General features: G+C 61.0%; 20 protein-coding genes and 1 pseudogene. 4 read left to right on the forward strand and 17 right to left on the reverse strand.

The features are described 5' to 3' along the window. Positions 1-8 precede the first annotated feature (8 nt). From ACVJ19_RS41985 to ACVJ19_RS42040, 12 genes are all read right to left on the reverse strand, one after another. The gene (locus ACVJ19_RS41985) at positions 9-2,075 is read right to left on the reverse strand and encodes a sigma-54-dependent Fis family transcriptional regulator (protein WP_453954906.1); all 2,067 of its coding nucleotides are present in this window, start codon (positions 2,073-2,075) and stop codon (positions 9-11) included. A 102-nt stretch (positions 2,076-2,177) separates the two neighbouring features. Next, positions 2,178-2,672, reverse strand: a complete 495-nt coding sequence (locus ACVJ19_RS41990; RefSeq protein WP_453954907.1) for a hypothetical protein — start codon at positions 2,670-2,672, stop codon at positions 2,178-2,180. Positions 2,673-2,970: 298 nt separating this feature from the next. Then, the gene (groEL, locus tag ACVJ19_RS41995; protein ID WP_453954908.1) at positions 2,971-4,602 is read right to left on the reverse strand and encodes a chaperonin GroEL; all 1,632 of its coding nucleotides are present in this window, start codon (positions 4,600-4,602) and stop codon (positions 2,971-2,973) included. A 105-nt stretch (positions 4,603-4,707) separates the two neighbouring features. Beyond that, a complete protein-coding gene (locus tag ACVJ19_RS42000; protein WP_453954909.1) occupies positions 4,708-5,541 on the reverse strand; it encodes an iron-sulfur cluster assembly protein in 834 nt (277 codons plus the stop codon). A gap of 5 nt (positions 5,542-5,546) precedes the next feature. Then, entirely contained in the window at positions 5,547-6,569 is a 1,023-nt protein-coding gene (locus ACVJ19_RS42005) for an amidohydrolase family protein (RefSeq protein ID WP_453954910.1), read from the reverse strand. A 135-nt stretch (positions 6,570-6,704) separates the two neighbouring features. Further along, positions 6,705-7,076, reverse strand: a complete 372-nt coding sequence (locus tag ACVJ19_RS42010; RefSeq protein WP_194467787.1) for an MmoB/DmpM family protein — start codon at positions 7,074-7,076, stop codon at positions 6,705-6,707. Positions 7,077-7,082: 6 nt separating this feature from the next. After that, on the reverse strand, positions 7,083-8,153 hold the full coding sequence (locus tag ACVJ19_RS42015; RefSeq protein WP_453954911.1) for an aromatic/alkene monooxygenase hydroxylase subunit beta: 1,071 nt from the start codon (positions 8,151-8,153) through the stop codon (positions 7,083-7,085). 60 nt (positions 8,154-8,213) lie between these two features. Then, on the reverse strand, positions 8,214-9,254 hold the full coding sequence (locus tag ACVJ19_RS42020; RefSeq protein WP_453954912.1) for a 2Fe-2S iron-sulfur cluster-binding protein: 1,041 nt from the start codon (positions 9,252-9,254) through the stop codon (positions 8,214-8,216). Between the two features lie 84 nt (positions 9,255-9,338). Continuing rightward, the gene (locus ACVJ19_RS42025; protein ID WP_453954913.1) at positions 9,339-11,009 is read right to left on the reverse strand and encodes an aromatic/alkene/methane monooxygenase hydroxylase/oxygenase subunit alpha; all 1,671 of its coding nucleotides are present in this window, start codon (positions 11,007-11,009) and stop codon (positions 9,339-9,341) included. 1,723 nt (positions 11,010-12,732) lie between these two features. Next, complete coding sequence (locus tag ACVJ19_RS42030) at positions 12,733-13,785, reverse strand: NAD(P)-dependent alcohol dehydrogenase (protein WP_453954914.1); 1,053 nt, start codon at positions 13,783-13,785, stop codon at positions 12,733-12,735. 232 nt (positions 13,786-14,017) lie between these two features. Then, positions 14,018-14,797 (reverse strand): crotonase/enoyl-CoA hydratase family protein, encoded by a 780-nt coding sequence (locus tag ACVJ19_RS42035; protein WP_453954915.1) that lies wholly within the window; start codon positions 14,795-14,797, stop codon positions 14,018-14,020. A 15-nt stretch (positions 14,798-14,812) separates the two neighbouring features. Continuing rightward, positions 14,813-15,301, reverse strand: a complete 489-nt coding sequence (locus tag ACVJ19_RS42040) for a tautomerase enzyme (RefSeq protein ID WP_453954916.1) — start codon at positions 15,299-15,301, stop codon at positions 14,813-14,815. A 124-nt stretch (positions 15,302-15,425) separates the two neighbouring features. Between ACVJ19_RS42040 and ACVJ19_RS42045 the strand changes: the two genes are divergently transcribed. Then, positions 15,426-16,016 carry a TetR/AcrR family transcriptional regulator gene (locus tag ACVJ19_RS42045; RefSeq protein WP_453955317.1) on the forward strand — a complete coding sequence of 197 codons (591 nt, stop codon included), beginning with the start codon at positions 15,426-15,428 and terminating at the stop codon, positions 16,014-16,016. A gap of 37 nt (positions 16,017-16,053) precedes the next feature. Here ACVJ19_RS42045 and ACVJ19_RS42050 read toward each other — a convergent pair. Then, positions 16,054-16,815: pseudogene (locus tag ACVJ19_RS42050) on the reverse strand (Bug family tripartite tricarboxylate transporter substrate binding protein); the annotation flags it as partial. A 395-nt stretch (positions 16,816-17,210) separates the two neighbouring features. On the opposite strand from ACVJ19_RS42050, the gene ACVJ19_RS42055 reads away from it, so the two are divergent. Continuing rightward, positions 17,211-17,504, forward strand: coding sequence for a hypothetical protein (locus ACVJ19_RS42055; RefSeq protein WP_453954917.1), 294 nt, complete (start codon positions 17,211-17,213; stop codon positions 17,502-17,504). Here the strand turns inward: ACVJ19_RS42055 and ACVJ19_RS42060 are convergent. From ACVJ19_RS42060 to ACVJ19_RS42075, 4 genes are read right to left on the reverse strand one after another with little or no spacing between them, the layout of a single operon-like run. Beyond that, a complete protein-coding gene (locus tag ACVJ19_RS42060; RefSeq protein ID WP_453954918.1) occupies positions 17,494-17,859 on the reverse strand; it encodes a hypothetical protein in 366 nt (121 codons plus the stop codon). The two genes, ACVJ19_RS42055 and ACVJ19_RS42060, sit on opposite strands and share 11 nt — an antisense overlap. Continuing rightward, complete coding sequence (locus ACVJ19_RS42065; protein WP_453954919.1) at positions 17,856-18,671, reverse strand: ATP-binding cassette domain-containing protein; 816 nt, start codon at positions 18,669-18,671, stop codon at positions 17,856-17,858. Before ACVJ19_RS42065 ends, ACVJ19_RS42060 begins: the two co-directional genes overlap by 4 nt. A gap of 8 nt (positions 18,672-18,679) precedes the next feature. Then, positions 18,680-19,861 (reverse strand): ABC transporter permease DevC, encoded by a 1,182-nt coding sequence (gene devC, locus ACVJ19_RS42070; protein WP_453954920.1) that lies wholly within the window; start codon positions 19,859-19,861, stop codon positions 18,680-18,682. Next, the gene (locus ACVJ19_RS42075; protein WP_453954921.1) at positions 19,858-21,024 is read right to left on the reverse strand and encodes an HlyD family efflux transporter periplasmic adaptor subunit; all 1,167 of its coding nucleotides are present in this window, start codon (positions 21,022-21,024) and stop codon (positions 19,858-19,860) included. Before ACVJ19_RS42075 ends, devC begins: the two co-directional genes overlap by 4 nt. Positions 21,025-21,246: 222 nt before the next feature. On the opposite strand from ACVJ19_RS42075, the gene ACVJ19_RS42080 reads away from it, so the two are divergent. Together ACVJ19_RS42080 and ACVJ19_RS42085 are read left to right on the forward strand one after the other, a co-directional pair. Continuing rightward, positions 21,247-21,969 (forward strand): response regulator, encoded by a 723-nt coding sequence (locus ACVJ19_RS42080; protein WP_453954922.1) that lies wholly within the window; start codon positions 21,247-21,249, stop codon positions 21,967-21,969. After that, on the forward strand, positions 21,956-22,702 hold the full coding sequence (locus ACVJ19_RS42085; RefSeq protein WP_456739513.1) for a hypothetical protein: 747 nt from the start codon (positions 21,956-21,958) through the stop codon (positions 22,700-22,702). Before ACVJ19_RS42080 ends, ACVJ19_RS42085 begins: the two co-directional genes overlap by 14 nt. The last annotated feature ends 36 nt before the right edge of the window (positions 22,703-22,738 follow it).

Genomic DNA, 22,738 nt, shown 5'->3' on the forward strand with positions numbered 1-22,738 from the left:
CCCGATCGCTAGGTCCGGGAACGGTATTGGTGCAATTTGCGGTACAGCGTAGCGCGCGAAAGCCCGAGCTTTTCCGCGGCAGCGGCAATATTGCCGCCGGCGTTTGCGACGGCCCTCTCGATGGCACGACGCTCCATCTCGTCAAAGCGCGCGATCTCGTCACCCTCCGATCCCGTCGCGCTATTCTCCGACTGCACGGAGATTGAGGGAGGTTGAGCCGGCGCCACCTCCACGAAATCCTCTGGCAAATCCCTGGGAGTGACGATGCCGGTTATCGTCATCAGCACGAGGTTCTCAATCAGATTGCGCAGCTCGCGGACGTTTCCCGGCCAGGAATAGCGGCGCAGCAACTCCATGGTGGCCGCCTCGAAGCGCAGCGGCTGAGTGCTGTAGATCGTCGCGAATTGCCTGTTGAAGTGATCGATCAGGATCTCGACATCGCCCAGCCGCTCGCGGAGCGGCGGGATGGTGAACTTGACGACGCCGATCCGGAAGTACAGATCTTTGCGGAAACGTCCCTCGGCCACTTCCTGCTTCAGATTCCGATTGGTCGACGCCACCAGCCGGACGTCCACCGGGCGCGCCTTGCTGTCACCCAGTCTGTACACCGCGCGCTCTTCCAGCACACGGAGCAGGTAGGGTTGCAGGTCCATCGGCATCTCGCCGATCTCGTCCAGGCTGAGCACGCCGCCATTGGCAAATTCGAACCGCCCGGGCCTTCCCTCGCGCGTAGCGCCGGTATAAGCACCCGGAGCATGCCCGAACAATTCGCCGCCGAGCAACTCTTTCGACACCGCACCGCAATTGAAGGCAACGAACGGCTCCTTGCCCGTCTTCAGACTGGCGGCATGAACCAGACGGGCGAACAGTTCCTTGCCGACGCCCGTCTCGCCCTCGAGCAGGATCGCGGTCCGGCCGAGGGCCGCCCGCTCAACTTTCTGCACCACCTCCAGCAATGCCTCGCTACATCCGACGATTGCTTCCTTTGCCGACATCAGGGCCGTGCGGGCCGTCGGCGACATTTCGGATGCAGCAGGATGTGTTCGCGGCTTCGAAGCAAGCACGAGCATTGCGCCCTTCACGACCCCGTCGACGACCAGTGGCTCGATCCGCTGCTCGCGCAGCTCCTCGGGCAACCCCTCTGCCAGGTCTTTGCCCAACAGACCTTCACGACTTGGGAGAATCTGTGACCCGATGCTCAACTCGCGAGATTGCTCGGTCCGTCGCCAGCGCGCCGACGCCATGTCATTGTGATGGATAACCCGACCAAAGCGATCCAGGATCACCACGCCGTCGGCGCTGCCCATTCCCGGCATTCGAGAAATACTTGCCTCGAGCAGGCGTATTCTTTCGAGCCGGAGCTTTTCCGAGAGTGCGAGTTCGATGTGGTTTGCGGCGATCACCGCCAATGCGACATTGTGCCGGTGAAAGATCGCCTGGGGTCCGGAAAAATCTATGATGCCTATGATGCTGCCGTCGATCGGGCTACGAATGGGGCTACCGACGCAGGTCCAGGCCTTGATGCCCTCGGAAAAATGCTCCGCGGCGTGGACATGAACCGGTTTTCCTGTAACGAGCGCCGTGCCAATGCCATTGGTGCCGGTCACCGTCTCCCCCCAGGCGGCACCGACTTCGAGGCGAATATCGTGCCCGGCATCGATCGTTCGCTGGTCGCCGCCGACGTCGAGGACGACGCCATTCCTGTCGGTGATGACCAGCATGGTGGCCGCATCGCCAAGGACCTCCGCAACGCGGCGGAAAGTCTGGGCGCTGGAGCCAAGTAGATCATCATTCTTCAGACGCAGCTCATAGAGATCGTCCGGGGAAGTGATGAAACTGCTGCCCTTGCAATGTGCATTGACTCCCGACTTGACGCTGCGCTGCCATGATTCTTCGATGACGCCTCGCACCAGAGCGTTCTCGCGCTTTGCGTCTCCGAACGTCAGGAAGTTTTCCCACGCTCTGTTGGTCTCCCGTTCATCGTACGGCCGTCCCTGCTCCGCATCCGCGGCATCCGGAATTTTGTAGCCTTCCAGGGAGAACGGCGGCTTAGCCATGAAGGTTTCCGTCAGCATTGGAGCACCAAACCTATATTGGCAAACAGCAGCTTGATCGGCAGAAACGACATGAGCCGGGCCAACGAGATCGATGTTCTCGGCGGCCCCGGCTTACGAAGATCATTCGACGGTTCTGGCGATAGCGTCCAAGCCGAGACGGCCTGAGATGATCTGCTCCAGGCGCGCTTCCGACGCCTCGTCGGGCACGCTCACTCCCTCGAGGTCGATCAGGACCCTGTACAATTCGTCGTCGAGCGGCTCGAAGATCCCATTCTCGCGCGTTGCCAGAGCGAAATGTCGCGATTGCCTGCTGCCGCGCAATTCACCGACAAAATGGAGTTGCCGCCCCGACGCGAGATCGGCAATCACGACGCGGCCGTTGTAGCTGATCCGCACATAGGGTTCGACCTCTTTCGGACGAGCCGGAGGCGTGGACCAGAGCTTCCCTGATGGCTGGGGCTCAGAGGGCGGCGTCGGATTGCGCAACTCCTGCCAACGCCCGAGCGTCAGATGATTGGCGAGCGAGTTGATCTTCGTGCGGTTCTTCTGAAGGAAGTCCTTCGCCTTGAGCTCTTCGCGGTGCGGACCGTCGCGCTTGGAGATGATGTAGGCCATGTCCCGTTTCCTCCTGCCCCGGCTGGTCGAATGACCGTGAAGGCTTGTTGCATCGCCTCCTTCGGCCCACGCCTGAGCTTCCAAGATTGTAACTCGTTCTAGACCGTTGTCACCGTCCAATCAGTCCGCGATGGTCAGGGCGTCGCCACCATCTGGCGCTTCACCCCGACCTCGAAGACGGAACCGGAAGTTGCGGCTCGGAAGCACAGCGCCACAGAAAAGAGCCACCTGTGATGGTGCATCCTCCGGGCGCCGGTCCTTAGGCGCCCTGGCGGAACGCGAACCGCGCTCATGTGCTTCAGGCCCGCCCAAGCTTTTCTGCCCCGCCGCCCAGCGCAGGTCCCTGCGTCGGATCAACATACTCCGGCACATCGGCAACCAGCGTATTGGTCGTCAGCACCAGCGTGGCCACGGAAGCGGCGTTTCGAAGCGCGGTATATGTCACCCTGACCGGGTCGACGATGCCGGCAGATACCATGTCGATGAATACGCCGTTTGCAGCGTCGAACCCGACCCCGGCCCGTGAACTTTGCAGCTCGGCCACAACCTTCGCTGCATCATGGCCGGCATTTCGGGCGATGAAAGCCGCGGGACGCGACAGGGTTTCGCGTACCAGCTTGATGCCTTCACCCAGGTCTCCATTGATGTTGCCGAGGGCGCGCGCCACCACCGGCGCACACTGCGCCAACGCTGTCCCGCCGCCCGGCACGATACCCTCCTCGGCCGCGGCCCGCGCAGCACTGAGCGCATCGTCGATCAGCTGGATCGTACGCTTCTGCTCGACCGGCGTGACGCCGCCCGCAAAGATCACGGCAGTCCCACCCGAAAGCTTGGCCAGGCGTTCCTTGAGCTTGTCCTGCTCGATGTTCGGCGGTGCCAGATCATGGTGCTTCGCCACCTGCTGTCGGCGCGCGGCGATCGCCGCATCGTCCCCGCCGCCCCGGATGATCACCGTTTCGCGCGCACTGGCCCGAACCTGCCGCGCAGTGCCGAGGTCGGCAAGGCTCGCCTCTTCCAGCGTGCCCCCGAGCTCCCGGGCGATGACCCGTCCCCCGGTGATGATGGCGAGGTCATCCATCATGGCCTTGCGCCAGTGGCCGTAGTCGGGCGGATTGACCACCAGGATCCTGCCGCGATTGCCTTCGCCGAGCAGCGTGACAACGACTTCCGGGGCGATCTCTTCGGCGACGATGACAAGCGGTTTCCCGGTCTCCGCGACCCTGGCACGCACCGCCGCCAGCTCGCCCGGCGCCTTGATTTTAAGGTCCGTGAGGAGAATGTAGGGCTGATCCAGCACCACCTCCATCTTCTCCACGTCCGTCACCATGTGATGCGAGATGTAGCCACGGTCGAACGACATGCCTTCGACCACCTCGAGCGTTGTGCTCGTCGTCAACCCGTAGTCCGAACTGATGATGCCGTCCTTGCCGACGCGCTCGACCGCCTCGGCGATGAGGCCGCCCAGATGAGAGTCGGTCGACGCAATCGTTGCCACGGCCTGTAGCGTTTTGCGGTCCGATACTGGAATTGCCGCACCCTTCAGGCTCTCGACGACGACTTCGACGGCCCGGTCGATCCCCTTGCATAGATCGACGGCCCTGACGCCGCGCTCGAGGGCCGCAACACCGCCTTGAATGAGACCGTTCGCGAGCACCATCGCCGTCGTCGTACCGTCGCCGGCGACTTCGTTGGTCTGCATCGAGACCTCACGCACCACCTGGGCGCCCATGTTCTCGAAGCGATCCGGCAGTTCGATCTCGGAGGCGATGGTCACACCATCGCGTGACACGATGGGCGTGCCGATCGGCCTGTCGACCATCGCGTTCATGCCCTTGGGACCGAGCGTCGATTCGACCGCGGTGGCCAGCTTCTGGACTCCACGCGCAAGAGCGCGGCGAGCTTCTATGTCATGCAGCAGAACTTTTGGCATTGCGTTTCACTCCCCACGTGGTCGTTTCTTGCTCATCAGGCTCGGCGGACTTGATGTCCGCTCAGTTTTCCGGCACTCACCGGTCGCACGCGTATCAGCGCGACCTCACGCAAGCGCCGCGGAATGCTTGTTCATTGCGGACGATCCGGCAGACCGCGTGGCGCAGCCACTGCCGCAACCTCCGCACGGAGCTGGCGTCTGCTCCGCGCGATCCCCGCCGAGCTCGCGATACCGCACCGCAAGAAGGCCCCGGCACAACGAGCTGTTGAACTCCATGTTGATGCGCACGCCCCGCAAGCGCTGCAAATACGAAGCCATTTCGTGGCGCTTGATGGGGCACCCATCGTAGGTGACAAAGGCGGGGTCGGCCGGAAGATCGGCGAGGCGCCGCTCGACCAGAAGCTCGCGATAACGCGGCTTCTGGCGCGCAACTTCTTCCGAGCCGAAGTCGATCGCATCAAAGGCGCCGAGATTCATCCGGCAGATCGCAGGATCCTCGTAACCCAGCCCGCGCAACGCCAGGATCATGACCTCCTGGCGCCGCTCGAACGCCTTGCGGCGGAATTTCTCCCGCAGCTCGTCAAGTGAACCGCCGCTTGCGAAATCCTTGAGCGCCTCGCCAAACGACCTGCCCTCACGGACACCGCGGTTGATCTCCTCGGCGACCATGTGGTCACGAAGCTGCGGGCGCGCCTCGCGAACCCACGGCAATGAGGAAACCGACCGTCGCATATCATCGGCCATGAGGAACGCGAAGTTCGCCGAACACCAGTAGGTCGGCAGGCGAAACACGATGTCGACCCCATCAACATGATCAACGGTGACCCGTTCGACAAATCCGAGCTCGGTGACCGGTTCATCCAGCTCGGGATCCGTGACCAGCGCGAGGCGCTCCCACACCTGGTTGGTCTTGCGATCATGCTGATGGAGCGCGTTCATAGGCTCTACTCCGCTGCCGCCGCGTGGGTCTTCTGCCCAAGCTTCGCCTTCTGCGCCTCGACGTCGACTCCATAGAGACGCGCGGCGTTGAGGCCCAGAATCTTCCTCTTTGCCTGCGGGGTGAGGTCGACGCCGTGCTCCTGCTTCAGATCCTCCGGCAGCTCGAAATTCCAGAACTTCTCGACCAGCCAGCGCGGCGTCCAGATCGCGTAATCGCTCCCGAAAAGCAGCTTGTCCTCGCCGACCCAGAACAGCAGTTCGCTGATCACTTCGGCAAAATAGCGCGGCCGTCCGTGGATGAATGGCAACGCCACCGCGAGGCCGCCGTAGACGTTCGTCTCCTGCACCGCGATCCAGCAAAAATCATCGAGGCGCGGCAGACCGCAATGCTCAATGATGAAGTTCAGCCCCTGGAAGTCGGTCGCGGCATGGTCGACGTCGTGAACATCGAACGCATCCTTGTCCAACGGAATGATCGTCGGCCCCTTGTGGACGTGGATGTTAGTGATGCCGAGCTTCTGGCAGAGCTCGAGGCAGCGATAGGCGTTGGCATCCGTGAGCTTCCACCCGCGCGAATCACCCTTCCACTCGGCGGTATAGAGCTTGACGCCCTTGATGCCGAACGTCTCCTTCATGTAGTGGATGTACTCCAGCGCCTTCTCGCCGTCCCGTGGATCGAAGGCGCCGTTGACGATGAAGCGGTCCTTGTACTTCTTCGCCATTTCGGCGTTGCGATCGATGGTGTTGAATCCGTTCTTGTAGAACTCCGTGAGGTAGGTCGACTGGACGACCGCCATGTCGTCAGGACCGTCGACGAACAGATCGTGGTACATCTGGTCGGCGCTGTATTTCTCGAACTTCTCCTTCGGCCAGAGCTTGTCCTTCGGGCTGAGCGAGGTGTGGTAGGCGTAGAAACAGTCGATGAACTGCTTGCCGTGGACGTTGAGCTGATTCGCCGGACTTCCGTCCCAAAAATGGGTATGGCCGTCGATAACGAACACTTCCTCGCCACTGGGAGTTATGAACATGATGCTCTCCGGAAATTCCTGGTTGGCTCTAGTCGATCAAACGAAACGCGGTGGTCGGGCGGGACCACTTCGAGAAGCGGCGGGGCCACAGCCGCTGGGGATGCGGCCCCGCCCAGTCAGGGAGGCGATGGAGACTCACTCGATGTATTCGAAGACCTCGTCCATGTTGCCGAACAGCGTCACCGTGTTGTCGTCGATACGCACCATCCGTCCGTAGTGGGTCGAGGTATTCACTTCGAAGATCTCGGCCGTCATTTCCTTTCCGAGAATTTCGCTGATTTCATCCATCTTGAAGATCAGCTTTCCCTCGCCGTCGATGCGGATCAGGGCCGGCTGATAGGTCACTGTCACGTTCGGCTTCTTCGCCATGAACTCGGCGATGGCGCGCGCCTCGACGCTGTCATTCATGGTGACGCCGCACTGATGGGAAATCGTTTGCTCGAAACGAAGGTCCCCCATCTTCTGGAAGATATTCTGGTTGGTCGCAGATCTGGAAACGACGGACATTGCAATTTACTCCTTGGGAAGGGTGAGGCCGAGCTCGCCGAGAATCTTCTTGATGCGTTCGACCGACTGCGCACGCGCGTCGGCGTACTGCACCGGCTTCGAATGCGGTTGCGACCAGATCGGCTGCAGGCCGGCGGCCGCCTTGTTGGCGAGCGCGACATGCTTGTTCACCCACCCCTGGAACAGCTTCTTGTTGTGGGCGCCATGCTGATTGTCGGTCACCAGAAGGTGCATCAGGTCGATCGTATTCGCGAGATTGCGCTCGTAGTCCGCTTCCGCGGACGAAATCACCGGCGGCGTAATGAAGTCGCCGTTCGACGAGGCTACCTGCATCAGGAAGCCGCTGCGAAACAGTTCGCCGACCAGCGGCTCGAACACGATGTTGGTGGCGAAATACTGCTCGAGATAGTCGGCCGAGCCCATGATCGACTCGATCGCTTCCCGCGTTCCTTGCCAGCCCTTGTCTTCCAGCCATACGCGCTTGCCGGCCGTGTCGTCGAAGCCCGGAATGTCCATTCCGATCTCGGCGAGATACAGCGTAATGTCCTGTGAAAGGCGAAGCTTGTAGGACGAGTTCGTCAGCGTCGCGTTGTTGATCATCTGGGTGTAGCCGTAACGCTGAGCCTGCATCAGCGACGTGCCGAGACCGAACTCGGCGTGCTTCCACGCACCGAGATGGTTCTGCAGGACCTTGAGCCACGCCTTGTCGAAGCTCTTCGGTGCCCCGGACTTGCGACCGTTGGCGATCACGGCCTGGACCATGGCTTCGATTTTGGACTGGCGCTGGTAGTGAGTGCGCTCCCACTCCTGGTCGGGGGCGCGGAACGCATGCCAATTCGCGCTGAGGGCCGCCGTGTTGTCCTTGGTGTACGCACCCTTGCCGTTGGGGAAGGAGATGATCCAGTCCTGCAACAGGTAACGTTCCGGATCCGGTTGCACGTCGACTGTCACGTCTTCGTAGTGCGTGGCGCGCTTGCTGCGAGGCTCGAAATAGCGGTATCTGCGGCTATCCGAATCCGGAAACACCGCAGAACCTGCTGCACCGGATTTGGCTGATACGGTTTGAACGGCAGTCATGGTCGTCTTCCTCCTCCTGTTGTTGGGCTCTAGAACTGCTTGTTGAGCGGTCGAGGCGTCTTAGTTGTTCGCCGGCGTGAACTTGTCGAAGAAGATGCGGTCCGACTCGACATCGTTCATCTGCAACACCGGCGTCAGTGCCTCGATCATTGGCGATGGTCCGCAGGCATAGACGTCGACGTCTTCGCCGTAGTCCGCGCCGCGAAGGTGCTCTCCGACTGCCTCATGCACGAAGCCCTTTGCTCCGCCCCAGTCCGCGTCGTCGGCCGCATGGGAGAGAACCGGGACGAAGGTGAACTCCGGATGCTTGGCGGCGAGCTCCGCGAGATGGTCGAGATAGAAGAGATCGTTCTGCGTCCGGGCTCCGTAGAAGAAGCGCACCGGACGCACTTCCCCGGAGCTGATGTGATCATGCAGGATAGACCACAGCGGCGACATTCCGGATCCGCCCCCGACCAGGATCATGGCTCCCGTTTTGTTTTCTCGTCGGAAGCAGGTCCCGTAGGGTCCCTTGATTCCGACTTCGGTTCCGACGGCGAGATCTCCGTCGAGTCGTGAGGAGAAGCGCCCATTGGGGTACTTCTTGATGATGAACGCGAGTTTTTGGCTTTCGCCCGGCGAATTTGCCATGGAAAACGAGCGCGTAATCGCCTCTGGTCCCGGGAGCGTGATGTCGACATATTGACCCGCCCAGAACTTCAGAGGTTGCTCCAGTGTGATTTCGAGGCGGCGGATGTCCTGGGTCAGCGCAGAGACGTTCGTAACAGTGCCCGTGAACTCCTTGACGGGGATCGATTTCGACAGCACTTCCTCGTCATAGTTGAGGAGCTCCACCTCGAGATCCGAGTATGCCAAGGTCCGACAGAGCAGGATGTAGTCCTGGCCTCGCTCCATCTCGTTGAGGGCAAACGTCGAGTATTTCTTCAACTCGACATCGCCTCCGGTAAGGACGCATTTGCACGCCGAGCACTGCCCTTCCTTGCAACCATGCGGCAGCGCGATCCCTTGGCGGAACGCGGCGTCGAGAACAGTTTCGTTCTCCTCGACCTCGAACTCTATGCCTACCGGTTGCAGGCGAACGACATTAGCGGGCGCGCCCATAGGGGCCTCCTCAAACGAACACTTTCATATCTTCCGGGGAGCGATCGGGAAGGAGCCGGCCGCAGCCGGCCCCTTCCGTCTCACTTAGTTGCAGGGATTGATAGTGAATCCCTTGCGATAGTCGGCGAGATGCTTCTCGCGGTCGGCCGGGCTCATCTCCCGCAGCGTCTGTAGCGGGCTCTTGAGGATGTGACCGCGGACATCGTCGAGCGTCCACATTTCCTTCTGGTCGAAGCGCAGGTGCGGCTGCGCGACCAGGGTCTTGCCGTCCGTGCGCACGAAGCCGAGATCCTTGATGGCGTCGGCGATATCCACATTGTGGTAGACGCTTTCCCACTCGCGACGGCCGCTGAACCGCCCCATCGCCGGGGTCGGGCGCCCCTGGTACTCGCCGGCGAACGCTTCGACGGCCGTCCACCGATCGAGCTCATGGGCGAAGGTGTGCAGCTTGCCATCGATCTCGTCGGTGACGATGTCCTCACGGATGAGGCACGGAACGAGGCACGACCAGCAACGATGCGGATAGACGTAGCCGACGTCGCTGTTGAACAGGATGTTGGTCTGACCGCGGTGCGACAGCTTCTCGTACCATTTCCAGAATTCGCCGAACTGCGCATACCAGCCCGGATACTTGTGCTCGAACCACTCGAAGTCCTTTTCGGTCTGCGCCTCGATGCGCCAGAAGTTCGCCGACCAGCCGACCGCGAAGAACTGCGCGACCTTGTGGACGTAGTGTTTCTCGGTCAGCCGCTTCCAGGCGGTCTGCACGTCGTCATGATGGATCTTGATGCCGTACTTTTCGAGCGGCAGCATATAGGTCCGGTAATAGTCCTCGAAGATCCAGCGGTGCCACATCTCCGCGTAGGACTCCTTGTTCTTGTCGCGGTTCGTGGTGCCGTATTCGATGAACGTCCCGATCGCCGCGTCGACGATGGCGTGGTTCTGCCAGAAGGCATAGCGCATGTCGCGCTCGAGCAGCAGGTGATTCTCCGGCTCCTTCAGCATCGACATCAGCATCGAGTGGCCGTTGCCGATGTGGCGGCTCTCGTCCGACTGAACCGAAAGGAACACGGTTGGCAGCGCATAGTCGCCATTGCGCGCCGCCTCCGACGGCATGGCGACGAACAGCGTGTTGGTGAACGCCGTCTCGGCGACGACGGTCAGGTAGACGTTCGCCGACGTGATGGCGTCACCGGTGATGAAGCCTTCGCCGAACTGGCGACCGATCGTGGTGGCGTAGCACTTGCCGAACGCCTCCTCCGTGATGTCGAAGCCGGCCGGGTCGATGTAGTTCTCCATGTACCATTTCTTCAGGTTCATCTGGATGGTCGAGTGACGGAATTCGTCGACCATCTGCATGGTGAAGCCGGTGCGGAGATCTTCGCCGGGTGCAAGGCGCCCGACCATCGCCATCGAACGTGCCGCCGAGATTTCCGGGAACGGGATGATCGCCAGGAACAGCTTCATCCATTCGACCCATCGCGGCTCGACGTTGCGGAACATATCGCCGCGGAGCGCCGCGTCGAGGGCGCCGTAAACGCGGTTGTCTTTCTCCTCCTGCATCGGGAAGTAGGAGCGAAGCACCTGCTTCATCGGATCCTTCGGCGCCTTCGTGATCTTGTAGTCGGTGGGGAAGGTCATCGCTTCCTGGACGTAGGACGGATTCCATCCGAGATCTGCAATCTTCTTTGCAGCCTCACCGACGGAAATGCCGCGCTGGGCGGTGATCTTGTTGAGTGTTAGCGTTCCAGACATCTCGTCTTTCCTCCTGATCGGGTCAGAAACCACATCGATATTCCGCCTGCCTGGACCTTCGCGGACCGAGCAGTGCTTACCCGTGCGTTACGGGCCACCTCGCGACCGTTTGCACGGCCGGACGTTTGATATCGGCAAGGGTCTCAGGATGACTGTTGGGCACCTGAGGATGATCATGAGCGATGTGCGGACCCAACGGGCTTCCGGTCGCAATGCATCATCCCGCACAAGGTGCGCCCTCAGCTGGACATCCCCTTCCCTCGTTCTTTTCGCGGCTCACCCCGTACGGAGCAGTCAGCGTTCTTGTAGCGGGAGCTTTGCAACGGTCGTGCCAGCAGTCGAAAGGGCTCTTCAGATCGGCTGCTGACTGCTTGGACGCCAAGATAAATGCAAATGGACGCGGTACGGCCACCAGCTTGCGATCGCGGCGGATGCAAATTGCGACAGAAATCGCAGATTGAGACTCGCGGCAAATCATAAGCGCGAGTTTGCGCCGCACTATTTGCAGTGCAGCAGCGAGTGTTCGCCCGGATGCTAGAACTGTATCGTTGGGCGTTGATCCCAGGACGCCTGCGCATCTTGTCGGCGCCGGATCGAAATCACTGGATCAACAGAGACTGCAGCGGCTCCTCGAGCTAGTCAGCGTCAACATCCGAGCAGACACCTTGCATGCTCGAACTAGCGAGAGCTCTCCGCAGCAAGTGAGCACTTTGGCTGTCCAATATTCAAAGTCCAGCGACTGGAATAGAAGCCGTAGCAATCATGATCGCAGAACGACAGCCCGGTGCTGAGTTCTCTCAGATAGTTTGCATGAATTGGCCCACAGCAATGCATGCAGAGCGTCTTTGAGCACGGCGTTCTACCATTCACCAGAACGAATCTCATGTAACGCTCCCGAAGCGAAGCAATACGATTCTGCTTGGCCATTCCTGATCGGACTATCCGGCTCGCAACCAGCGAAGCCACCTTTGGTCGGCTTCCCTACGCTGCTTGAACCGATCAACGCACCTCTTGGAGCACAGCGCCGTGCGCCAGCAATAGTAGCGGACAAGCCCGAACTTCCCGCCGCAGATTGCGCAGCATGTGGTCTCGCCGTGGTGAGGGCTCTGGAAGTCTGTGCGCATTTTTGGCCTCCTGGACGCTTTGGTCGACGGATTCCCAGGCATCTTGTTCCGCACAGCACGCGCTCCGCGCGGGAAGCGCGACGTTGGCGATAGCATTGCTTGACAAGTCTCGCGGCAGGCATGGACCAGCTGGCGCAACGGTCTGACATGCGCATTCGCTGAACGGGCTCCGCTTTGGCCGCTATCGGTTTGTTTTGCCGAACGATGCCTTTACCGGATATTTGCAACACCCGTGCCAAATCCGCTTGGAGCGTTTCGGAATATCGTCTTGAACTGACGGACGACAGAAGGATGATGTTGAGCGGATTGCGACGTCGATCTGCGACTGTTCGCGACGCAAATTGCGACAACGACGCAAAATGAGACTCTCCAGGTCCGAGCGTTTGCTTCCCACGGCTCTTGCGCGGTGGCAGCCTGCGCAGGCGCCGGATTTGATTATTGAGGTCCGTCCCGGCTTGGCGTGCAAAGGGGCAGACGAGCTTACAGGAGCGTTTCAGTCGAGCGCTGCCGAAATAAGGTCACGATATATCAAAGGGAAAGCCGCTCAAAAATCCATCGCGAGCAAGTGCATGCCCGCGATGGATTGGGCTGCATCGGGTTCAGGGAATCAAAACTGCGCGCCCGTGAATCTTGCCGGAATTGAGATCGTGCAAGGCCTTGTTGGCCTCCGCTAGGCGATACTCGGTCGTGGCAAGCTCAACCAGACCTCGGTCCGCAAGGGCCATCAACTCGGTTAGTTCGGCCCACGTGCCGACCAGATTTCCGATAATGTTTTTCTCGGTGATCACCATGTCGACTGTCGGCACGCGAATGTCTTCGCCGTAACCGACGACGTAGTAGCTGCCCATCGGACGGGTCATTGCCAGGCCCTTCGACGTCGTGCCCTTCTCGCCGACGAAGTCGATCACCGCTTCCGCACCGTTTCCACCGGTCAGGCCCAGAACGGCTGCCACTTCGTTGCCGTCAGCTTTCACGAGATGATCGGCGCCCGATTTTTCGGCCAGTTTCAGCGATGCTTCGGACTTGTCGACGACAATGATGTCGGCCGCACACATCGCTTTGAGGCACTGGATTCCAATGTGGCCCAACCCGCCCGCACCGATAACAACGCAAGATTCGCCTGGCAAAAGGTGACGCGTGGCCTTCTTGACAGCGCGATAGGCGGTGAGGCCTGCATCGGCGTATGGCGCGACATCCTTTGGCGCCAAAGTTCGGGGCAGCGGGACGATGTTGCGTTCTGAGGTGCAAAGGAACTCTGCATAGCCGCCGTTGCAATCGAGGCCTGGAAACGTTCCGGGACCATGCATATCGAATCCTCGGCGACAGGCGAGACACGTCCCGCCGCTGATCTTCGGATGGACGATGACAGGATCGCCCTTCTTCAGTCCCTCGACTTCCTTGCCAATTTCTTCGATCCAGCCTGCATTTTCGTGCCCCATAATGAGGGGAAGCAGCTTGTCACCGCTCGGATCCATATGCGGCTTCCACACGCCTTCGACGATGTGAAGGTCGGTTCGGCAGACGCCCGCACCACCTATGCGGACAATGACGTCGGTTGATTTCGTCAACTTCGGATCAGGCACCTTCTCTTCCCCGACCCAAAGGTCGTTGGAAAGTTTCTCGTCATAGGCTCTCAATACTTGGGCTCTCATTTTCTCCTCCGTGCCCCCGGCGATCTTCGGTGCGCCATCGGGTCATGCGAGCCTCAGCATTTTTTGTGCCAGTAGATTTGTGTCGCGGCGCCAACGGCCATTGTCCGAGACGCGCGACAGCCTTTCTGCGTTGCAGCGCACGTCACTGTTCATCCATGATGAAACAACCGGTTACTACCAAGCATGGATCGGCGTCATCTAAAGTCCTCAATCATCGGGAATCGTTATAGCCTCACCGCCCCTGGAAGACCGCCGGACGCCGCTCGATAAAGGACTGAATACCTTCTCGCGCATCAGCACTCTTGAGCACGCGGTCCCGGATCGCGGGGATGCAGGCAATCGCAGCCGCCTCGCCCTGCTCGGTATACTTCGCGGCCGCCTCCTTGGTCACCTGAACGCCAAGCGGCGCGTTGCGGGCGATGATCGCCGCGATCTCCATGGCGCGGGCGACCTGCTGCCCCGCCGGCACGACCTCCTGGACGAGACCGATCTCACGAGCGCGCTGCGCGGTGAATTCATCGCAGAGGAAGAGGTGGTACATCGCATTGCCCCAGCCTGCGCGGGACAGGTAGCGGAAGTGCGCGCCGCCCAAGGGGGCAATGCCGCGCTTTGCCTCCATCTGGCAGAACCGGCTGTCGTCGGCGGCCACCACGATGTCGCCTGCCAGCATCAGCTCGATGCCGACGGTGTAGACGATGCCTTGCGTCGCCGTCACGATCGGCTTCTTACAACGCTTGGTGAGGCCGAAGACGTCGACATTGCCTTCCTTGATGTTCCGCTTCTCCGCGTTCGGACCGAAGAATTTCGGCATGTCGAGTCCAGCGGTGAAGTCCTTGCCTTCGGCGCAGATCACGCCGACCCAGTAGCTGTCGCTGTTGTGCAACTCGGTCAACGCGTCCGAAAGCTGGTCCATCATCGCCGGCGAGAAGGAGTTCTTCTTCGCGGGATTGTCGATGATGATCTTCAGGATGTGATCGTGCGCCTCGGTGCGGATCGTGCCTTCGGTGGTCATTCGAGCGTCTCCTGTTTATCGATCGTTCTTGATGGCAAGTGCGGTTCGAATGGCCGCGGCCCGCTCCGGCGGGAATGCCGCTGCTCCTTCCTGGAGAATGTCGAGGAACGACAACACGCCACCGCGTGAGCCCCAGTTGCCCTCTTCGATGATACGGAAATTGACCCACCAGCCCGGAGCAGGCTCCGTCATCTCACAGGCATCCGCGAGGGCTCTGAGAACGTTGCGAATGACAGTGGCTCGGTCCTCGCGGGTCCAGCAGCAGTCCATCACGACAACATCCACCACGATGACGTCGCTCGGCTGGTCCGACAACAACTCTCCGCCGTGCGCGATCATGTCGAGCGGCCGCTCGAGGAAATGCACCTGGTAACCTCGCCGCGCCTGAGGAACGAGCCGGCCGACCTCAGGCACCAGCACGGCATCCGTCAGCGTCTTGGCAAGTACCCGACGCTGCTGACCGGTCAATCGTCCTTGCGGGGTCATCACATGGATAAAGGTCATCGCAATCTCTCCAGGCCGACTATGTCACGTGACATACATCCACAAGGCGCTGGCTATGTCAACTGTCATATTGTAGCTTCCAATGTGAACGAGGTGCCTGATGACGTCTGACACGAGAGCGAAAATGGTGGCCGGGGCCGCCGATCTGATGAGCCGCCGCGGCGTGAATGCGACGAGCATGCGGGAAGTCGTGCGTCACACCGGCACGCCGCGCGGATCGATCAGCCATCATTTCCCAGGGGGCAAACGGCAGCTCATCGAAGACGCCATTGTCTTTGCAGGCGCCCAGGTCAGCGGTCCCCTGCGGCATCTCACCAGCGAACGGGGGGCCATGGCCGGCCTCCGCGCCTTCATCACCCTTTGGAAGAGGACGCTGGAGCAGACGAATTATCAGGCCGGATGTCCGATCCTGGCAGTCGCCGTCGAAGAATATGTGAGCGACCCCTCCGATCAGGACACCGCCGGCGGACAGGCGGTCCAGCGCCATCTGCTCGATCTCGCTCAAGGCATCTTTGCGGACTGGCAACAGATCCTGTCCGCTGCGCTGAAGCAGGAAGGCCTCGCTGCGTCGCGCGCGCGGCGCCTTGCCACGCTGATCGTCGCATCGGTGGAAGGCACAGTCGCGATGTGCAGGGCCGCGCGCAGCGCCCAGCCCCTGGAGGAGGTTAGCCACGAACTCGAACTCCTGCTGAAGAGCGCGATCGAAGGGCGATAGCTGGCGAGCTACATCTGGAGATTTAAAAGGATTGTGCTCATTCGATCCGCAACGCGATCGAGTTGATGACGTCCCGCCATTTGGGAATTTCCTCTGCCATGAACTTCCCCAGATATGCGGGACTGTTCGACGGCGTCGGGATGATCCCTTGTGCATCGAGAATCGGTTTGATCGAGCTGTCATTCATGGCGGCCACGAAGGCGGCATTGAGCTTCTCGATGATCGGCTCAGGTACGCCCTTCGGCGCGACGACGCCGAAGAAGACGCTGACGTCGAAACCCTTCAGACCCTGCTCATCGAACGTCGGCACGTCGGGCAGCACCGGCGTCCGCTCGATCGTCGTGACGCCGAACGCACGAAGGATTCCGGCCTTGATGTGAGGGGCTGACACGAAAATGTCGGCAAAGCTCATCTGGACCTGGCCGCCGATGAGATCGTTTATCGCAGGTGCGCCACCGCGATAGGGCACATGCAGGATGTCGGTGCCGGCGGCGGCGTTGAACATGACCCCGGCGAGGTGAGTGGATGCGCCGTTGCCGGACGAAGAGAAGCTCAACTTTCCCGGATTCGCTTTCGCATACGCGATCAACTCCTGCACATTCTGCGCCGGAACAGAAGGATGCACCGAGAGCACGTTAGGCATTTTTCCGATCATGATGACCGGATCGAAGCTCTTGATCGGATCGTAGCTGAGCTTCGTGTACAGGCTCACATTGATGGCGAGCGGGCCCGACGTCCCGAACAGCAGGGTGTAACCGTCGGCCGGCGCGTTCGCGACGAAGTCGGCTCCGACGTTGGCGCCGGCGCCGGCTGGAAGAAAACGTCGCCGCTGGCAACATCTTGCTCACGGAGGAAGACCTTGCCGAGCTCGCCTGACGCGATCAGCGCGTCATATCAATCGCGCGTTTCCATTTGGGGCCGCTCAACCATTCATCTTCCAGCCCGGCTGGTCATTCCAGGGCATATCAAACGTTCGTAAACAGCAGTGCAAACCGGGCTTCCCATTTTTGCAGTCTGGTCCGAAGTGGAGAGATCGTTCAGGAGCGCGAGCATCGTACGACCTCTGTCAGGCATCGAGAACGAGGTCGGTTAGAGGAATGGAAAATCAAAGGGATAGCCGAATCGCGCTCAAAGTGGCCCCACAAGGGCTTGGTCCGTGTTGCTTCAGCACCCCTATGACCCACCGCGCCAGACATGCGGTCGCCGCCGCTGATCCCGGTGCCACCGATCCCCTGGTCGCTGACCTTCTCGTTGCGGCAGTTTGCTCTGTGCGGCATGGAGATTTTGCGCATTCGACAGGCCGTGTGGCATCTATCGCCGACCGAAATCGTCCTCGATGGTCCTTCGTCGCTTGATCACGCTTTCAGGCCCGTTCGCATGTCGGATGATCCCGCCGGTGGCTTGACCGCAGAGGCTCAACTCTCTCTCTGCGGTACCGCTCGTGCTCAAACCAACTCATGGCGCGCCAGCGGCATCGCTATCGCCTGAGCTGCAGGTCCAATGCGCCATTGGTGTAGCCATCCAGCCCTCCCGCAACCTTGGTGAAGCGATGACACGTGACGCCGACGACGCTCATCGTGATGCAGATGTCCTCGCCCTTGATCTCCCACTTCGTCGACAGCGCGAAGGGGCCGCCCTGGAACGTCCCTGAACCATCCGGATTGAAGCTGACGGTCGCGTCGCGACCGTCTCTCTTCGTCGCGGACCAAGGGCGCGAGTCAGCGAGCATCTTTGCCGCCTGGGCGGGACGCAGGAACTCTCGCTCCGCCTGGGCTCTTACGATGCCGCCAGTCGGCGTGAGCGCGGAAACGATGGCTGCTCCAAGGCGGACGATCTTGATCATTTTTGCTGCTGTGGTTCGCATGCCTGCTGGTCCCTTCGATCTTTGACAGTTGATTGGTTGAAACTCTTCGCGGACGGCCGCTGACGCGTTTCGACGTTGACGATCCGGCCGTCTTCCATCTCGACGATGCGGTCGGCGGCATCGAGAATTCGGCTGTCGTGCGTCACCATGAGGATCGCGCTTCCGCGGCGCTTTGCGAGGTCATGGAGCAAATCCACGACCTGGCGGCCGTTGGCCTTGTCGAGAGCCGCGGTGGGCTCGTCGGCGAGGATCAGCGGGGGAGACGCGACAACCGCACGCGCGATAGCCACACGTTGCTTCTGTCCCCCCGATAGCGTGGCCGGGAGAGCATCGGCCCAACCCAACATGCCGACGTCATCGAGCGCCGCATCGATCAGGTCGGCCTCGTCCGCAAATACTCCTGGTCGATGAACTTCAAGCGCCATGCCGATGTTTTCGCGCACCGTGAGGCTTTGATGCAGATTGTGGGCCTGATAGATGAACCCGATGCGGCGCCTCACTTCGATCATGGCGCGCTCGTCAGCTTCACGCAGGTCTTTTCCGAGCGTCCGAATGAGACCGGACTGCAACGACCGAAGCGCTCCAACGAGCGTCAACACCGTGGTCTTGCCGCAACCCGAAGGCCCCATCAGCAGGACCATTTCGCCCTGCGCCACTTCGATGTTGAAATCGACGAGGACCTGCCTGGCGGTGTCGCCGGATCCGAATGTATGCCTCACGGCAGCGGCCTCGATGGCCGGGCCACTCCGCTCGTGCTGATGCACGATGTCTCGATGATGACGCCCGATCATATCGTCCTCTAGAAAACGTCCGCAGGATCTGCGGCCTTCAGGCGTCTCGTCGCGACGGCGCCCGAGAACAGGCACATCGCAAGTGTCATCGCCAGCACCAGCGCAGGCCTGCTTGCCGGCATCGCGATGGCCAGTTCCGTCCCCGCGCCCAACAACCAGTAGAGGACAAAGGAGAGCAGGATGCCCGGGACAAAGCCCAGTGCCGCCAGCAGGAATGCCTCCTCGAACACGACGCCAAGCAGGTAGCGATGGGTGTAACCCATCGCCTTCAGCGTCGCGTATTCGGGCAAATGGTCGTTCACGTCGGCCGACAGGATCTGGTACACGATGGCGAAGCCGATGAAGAAACCTACGATCACGCCGAAGGTGAATATGAATCCGATCGGCGTATTGTCCTGCATGAACTCCTTGACGTAGTCCGCATATTGCTCCGTGGTCATGACCTTGGTGTCGCTTGCGGGAAGCACCCGCCTGATGCGTTCGGCGACCGATTCGACATCGGCGCCGGGTGCTACTTTCAGGAGAATCGCGCTGGCAGCAGCGGCGGAATTGCGCGGAAACAGGCGCAGGAACGTCTGGTCGCTCGCGATCGCCGACCCGTCGTTTTCAACCGACGCGCCGAGGGAGAACAAGCCGACGATCGAAACGGTTCTTCCGGTCACTTCGACCGGGACCGCGTTTCCGCCTTCGGCCCTGGCGACGACCGCGCCAAACGGCTGGCGGGTCAACCGGTCGAAGAGCAGCGCATCGGCGACACGCAGTTTCGACAATTGGCTCGCGATTTCGGGCCTGGAGAAGCCGTCGAAGTCCGGATCCACCCCGAACACCATCACGTTGGCCTGACGAATGCTGCTAGGGCTTCGGAAAGAAGCCGCGCCGATCTGCAGGACGGAGCCACTGGCGACGCCCTCCACTCCCAGCGCCTGATACAACCGCCGTCTCGGCAAGGTTCCGGACTGCCCCAATGCCCGCACCTCGGGGCTGAGCAGCACGATGTCCGCCTTGAACATGCGAAGGGGCGTGACGGCCGTCTCGAACAGCGCGCCCATGATCCCGAGTTGCATGAAGATCAGGACGTCGGCTACGGCGACGCCGGCGAGCGCGACGATGAGACGGGTCTTGCTATGGCGGAGCTGCCGCCATCCCAACGGTGTCCTGTTGGCAAGGCTTCGTATGATCCGATCGATCATTTCGCGAACACGCCCCGAACCTGAAGACGCGACAGTTTCGCCACGCGCTCCGAGTCCTGCTTCGAGAGCGCGACGTAGATTTGCACGACGCGCGCGTCCGTCGACGATGCGGGATCGTTGTTGACGACGGTCTGGCGCGCGATTGCATCGCCGATGTGATCGACACGCCCCTGCAGACTCGTGGAAATCGCATCGGCGCGGATTTCGACGGACTGCCCCACGCGGATCCGATCGACGTCGGTCTGATAGACCTCGATAACGGCGCGCATCTCGTCGGTCGCGCCGAACTCGAGCACGCCGTCGTTTCCGACGCGTTCTCCAGCGCGTGCCTTGAGACTCAGAACGCGGCCGCTGAACGGGGCTCGAATGATCCCCAGCTCGAGCGAGGCTTTGGTGACGGCCAGATCTGCCTGCGCACACAAGAGCTCCTGCTCGGTCAAGGCGATGTCGAGCGACTTGTCCGTTCCGGGCACCTTGGCTTCGATCCGTTCGAGCGCGGCCTCCATTTCGATCCTGGTCGCTTGTGCCGTCTGCAGATCCTTGGCCTTCTTTTCCAGGTTGGACAGGGTCGCGAAGCTGCGGTCGACCAGAGTCTTCTGGCGATCGTATTCAGCCTGACTCTGATCGATGTCCGCGCGAGCCCGGTCGAGCGCGGAGCGGCGCGCCTGCGTCGTGTTGGCTATCTCCCGCCGCTGGCGCTCCAGCATCAGCTTCTTCAGCTCGACCTGCGCCTCGGATTGCGCGACCTGGGCCTTCAACCGGTCCACGCTGTCCATGGTCGCGAGCGATTGGCCGGCCTCGACCCACTGCCCCTCGGATACGAGCAGGCTGCTGATCCTCGAAGAGTCGGGGTTGCCGGGCGCGCCGAGCTTGACGACCGTCGTCGAGGGTTCGAGATAGCCCAGGCCGACCACTGCGGCAGGCTCTGTCTGCCCCGCGGGGACGGCGCTATCGGTTCGCGGCGCGGGCTTCCGGGCCATCGAAACAAACCAAACGGAACCGGCCGCGACTCCACCCAGTAGCGCGATCAAGAGTATCTTGAGTCCGAGTCTTTTCGGTCCAAGTCTTTTCGATCGCTTCGAGGTCGGTGCGACCCAAACGTCCGGGTGCGGTACCTTGGTTGCCGGGGCAGTTTCGAATTCGGCATTGAGTTGCTTGTTCATGCCGCACTGTTTAGGACCCCTCGGTGTCAGGGGGATAAGCGGCAGGTTTCGGTTTATTTCATTCCGTTACGCACGCTCGAACGGCGCGGCCGTCCCGGAAATCTACGGTTTTCGTCAAGCGACCGGTCGATCCAAAATCGTGGTAAACAGGCGATCCTGTTACAAGATGTAACGCGAAAAGGCTTGAGAGGCCGGCAAAACCTCGCAAGAAGTGCGCCGATCATGACGACGCCGCATATCCTTGTCGTGGATGACGACCCGAAAATCCGGTCCGGCCTGGCCAAGTTCCTGGGGCAGCAAGGCTTGCGCGTCTCCGTTGCCAGCGATGGCAAGCAGTTCCGGGAAAGGCTGGCGTCTTCCAGACTGGACCTGATCGTTCTCGACGTGATGCTGCCTGACGAAAGCGGACTTTCTCTCTTGCGCCAGACGCAGGCTGACAACCCGATACCGGTCATACTCCTGACGGCGGTTGCCGAAGAGACCGATCGGGTCATCGGTCTGGAGCTGGGCGCCGAGGACTACGTTTGCAAACCGTTCAGCCTGCGCGAGCTCCTGGCGCGCATCCGCGTCGTACTGCGGCGCCGATCCGCCGTCGGTCGCAACGAAAGCGGCGGACGCTCGACCGTCTTCGTCTTCAGCAAGTGGACGCTGGACATCCGGGCCCGGACGCTCAAATCGCCATCGGGCGCCCTGGTCGAACTCACCTCCGGCGAATACGACCTGCTCCAGGCTTTCGTCGAACACCCAAACCGCGTGCTCAATCGCGACCAGCTGCTGGATCTGGCAAGGGGACGGACCAGCACGTCGGTCGATCGCACCATCGACGTTCAGGTCATGCGTCTGCGACGCAAGCTGGAAGAAAATCCGGAAAATCCGGCGATGATCAAGACAGTCAGGAACGGCGGGTACATCTTCACGCCGGTCGTCGAAAATGATGTCGGCTAGGGAACAGCCGCTCAGCTGGCTCTGGCGCCCGGGGATCGGCCGCCGGATTGCCGTGACCATGGTCCTGAGCCTGGTTGTCATTCAGGCGCAGGCCGCCTTTCAGGTCTGGCTTTTTGCAGAACCGGAAGTGCGGTTGACGGGAGCCCGGTGGCTGGCCGAACAAACGAGCCATATCGCCACGGAGATCTTCTCGCAGCCGGTTGCGGAGCGCACGGCGAAATCGAAGCAGCTGAGCTCGCGGTTGTCCGTGACCTGGTCGAAGGAGAGACCGACCAACAAATCCGACAAGAGCCAGGAACCCATCTTTGCCAGGCTCGGCGCGACGATCAAAACCATGCTTGGGCAAAGCATTCGGACCGTCGAGGTGTACGACGCCGGCTTTTCGGTCGTGGCACCGTTTGAAAGTCTCAAGACCAAGCTGGAGCCCCCGTCTATCGGTCTTTCATTGGGCTCATGGCCTCTGACCTCGGGCGAGCCGGAGACGCTCGTACCCGCCAGCCTGCGGATCGTCGTTCAGGGTGTCGACAATTCCTGGATCAGCGTATCGTTTGCCGAGCCGACGGTTGCCGGCTTCAACTCCTTCGTCCCGCTGCTCCCCTTGATCGGCGGCGGTTTGATCATCGCGGCAATCTCTACGTTGTTGACTCGCAGGATCGTTGCGCCGCTCGACAGGCTGGTCGAAGCCGCGGATCAAATCGGCAAGACGCGGGATTTCGTCGCGGTCTCCGACTAGGGGCTGCATGAATTTGGCGTCGTTGCCCGGGCGTTC

Source organism: Bradyrhizobium sp. USDA 376 (assembly GCF_054063675.1).

Coding starts and splice junctions, on each gene's coding strand:
- ACVJ19_RS41985 (WP_453954906.1), bottom strand. CDS start 2,075: ATGCTGACGGAAACCTTCATGGCTAAGCCGCCGTTCTCCCTGGAAGGC.
- ACVJ19_RS41990 (WP_453954907.1), bottom strand. CDS start 2,672: ATGGCCTACATCATCTCCAAGCGCGACGGTCCGCACCGCGAAGAGCTC.
- groEL (WP_453954908.1), bottom strand. CDS start 4,602: ATGCCAAAAGTTCTGCTGCATGACATAGAAGCTCGCCGCGCTCTTGCG.
- ACVJ19_RS42000 (WP_453954909.1), bottom strand. CDS start 5,541: ATGAACGCGCTCCATCAGCATGATCGCAAGACCAACCAGGTGTGGGAG.
- ACVJ19_RS42005 (WP_453954910.1), bottom strand. CDS start 6,569: ATGTTCATAACTCCCAGTGGCGAGGAAGTGTTCGTTATCGACGGCCAT.
- ACVJ19_RS42010 (WP_194467787.1), bottom strand. CDS start 7,076: ATGTCCGTCGTTTCCAGATCTGCGACCAACCAGAATATCTTCCAGAAG.
- ACVJ19_RS42015 (WP_453954911.1), bottom strand. CDS start 8,153: ATGACTGCCGTTCAAACCGTATCAGCCAAATCCGGTGCAGCAGGTTCT.
- ACVJ19_RS42020 (WP_453954912.1), bottom strand. CDS start 9,254: ATGGGCGCGCCCGCTAATGTCGTTCGCCTGCAACCGGTAGGCATAGAG.
- ACVJ19_RS42025 (WP_453954913.1), bottom strand. CDS start 11,009: ATGTCTGGAACGCTAACACTCAACAAGATCACCGCCCAGCGCGGCATT.
- ACVJ19_RS42030 (WP_453954914.1), bottom strand. CDS start 13,785: ATGAGAGCCCAAGTATTGAGAGCCTATGACGAGAAACTTTCCAACGAC.
- ACVJ19_RS42035 (WP_453954915.1), bottom strand. CDS start 14,797: ATGACCACCGAAGGCACGATCCGCACCGAGGCGCACGATCACATCCTG.
- ACVJ19_RS42040 (WP_453954916.1), bottom strand. CDS start 15,301: ATGACCTTTATCCATGTGATGACCCCGCAAGGACGATTGACCGGTCAG.
- ACVJ19_RS42045 (WP_453955317.1), top strand. CDS start 15,426: ATGGTGGCCGGGGCCGCCGATCTGATGAGCCGCCGCGGCGTGAATGCG.
- ACVJ19_RS42055 (WP_453954917.1), top strand. CDS start 17,211: ATGCGGTCGCCGCCGCTGATCCCGGTGCCACCGATCCCCTGGTCGCTG.
- ACVJ19_RS42060 (WP_453954918.1), bottom strand. CDS start 17,859: ATGATCAAGATCGTCCGCCTTGGAGCAGCCATCGTTTCCGCGCTCACG.
- ACVJ19_RS42065 (WP_453954919.1), bottom strand. CDS start 18,671: ATGATCGGGCGTCATCATCGAGACATCGTGCATCAGCACGAGCGGAGT.
- devC (WP_453954920.1), bottom strand. CDS start 19,861: ATGATCGATCGGATCATACGAAGCCTTGCCAACAGGACACCGTTGGGA.
- ACVJ19_RS42075 (WP_453954921.1), bottom strand. CDS start 21,024: ATGAACAAGCAACTCAATGCCGAATTCGAAACTGCCCCGGCAACCAAG.
- ACVJ19_RS42080 (WP_453954922.1), top strand. CDS start 21,247: ATGACGACGCCGCATATCCTTGTCGTGGATGACGACCCGAAAATCCGG.
- ACVJ19_RS42085 (WP_456739513.1), top strand. CDS start 21,956: ATGATGTCGGCTAGGGAACAGCCGCTCAGCTGGCTCTGGCGCCCGGGG.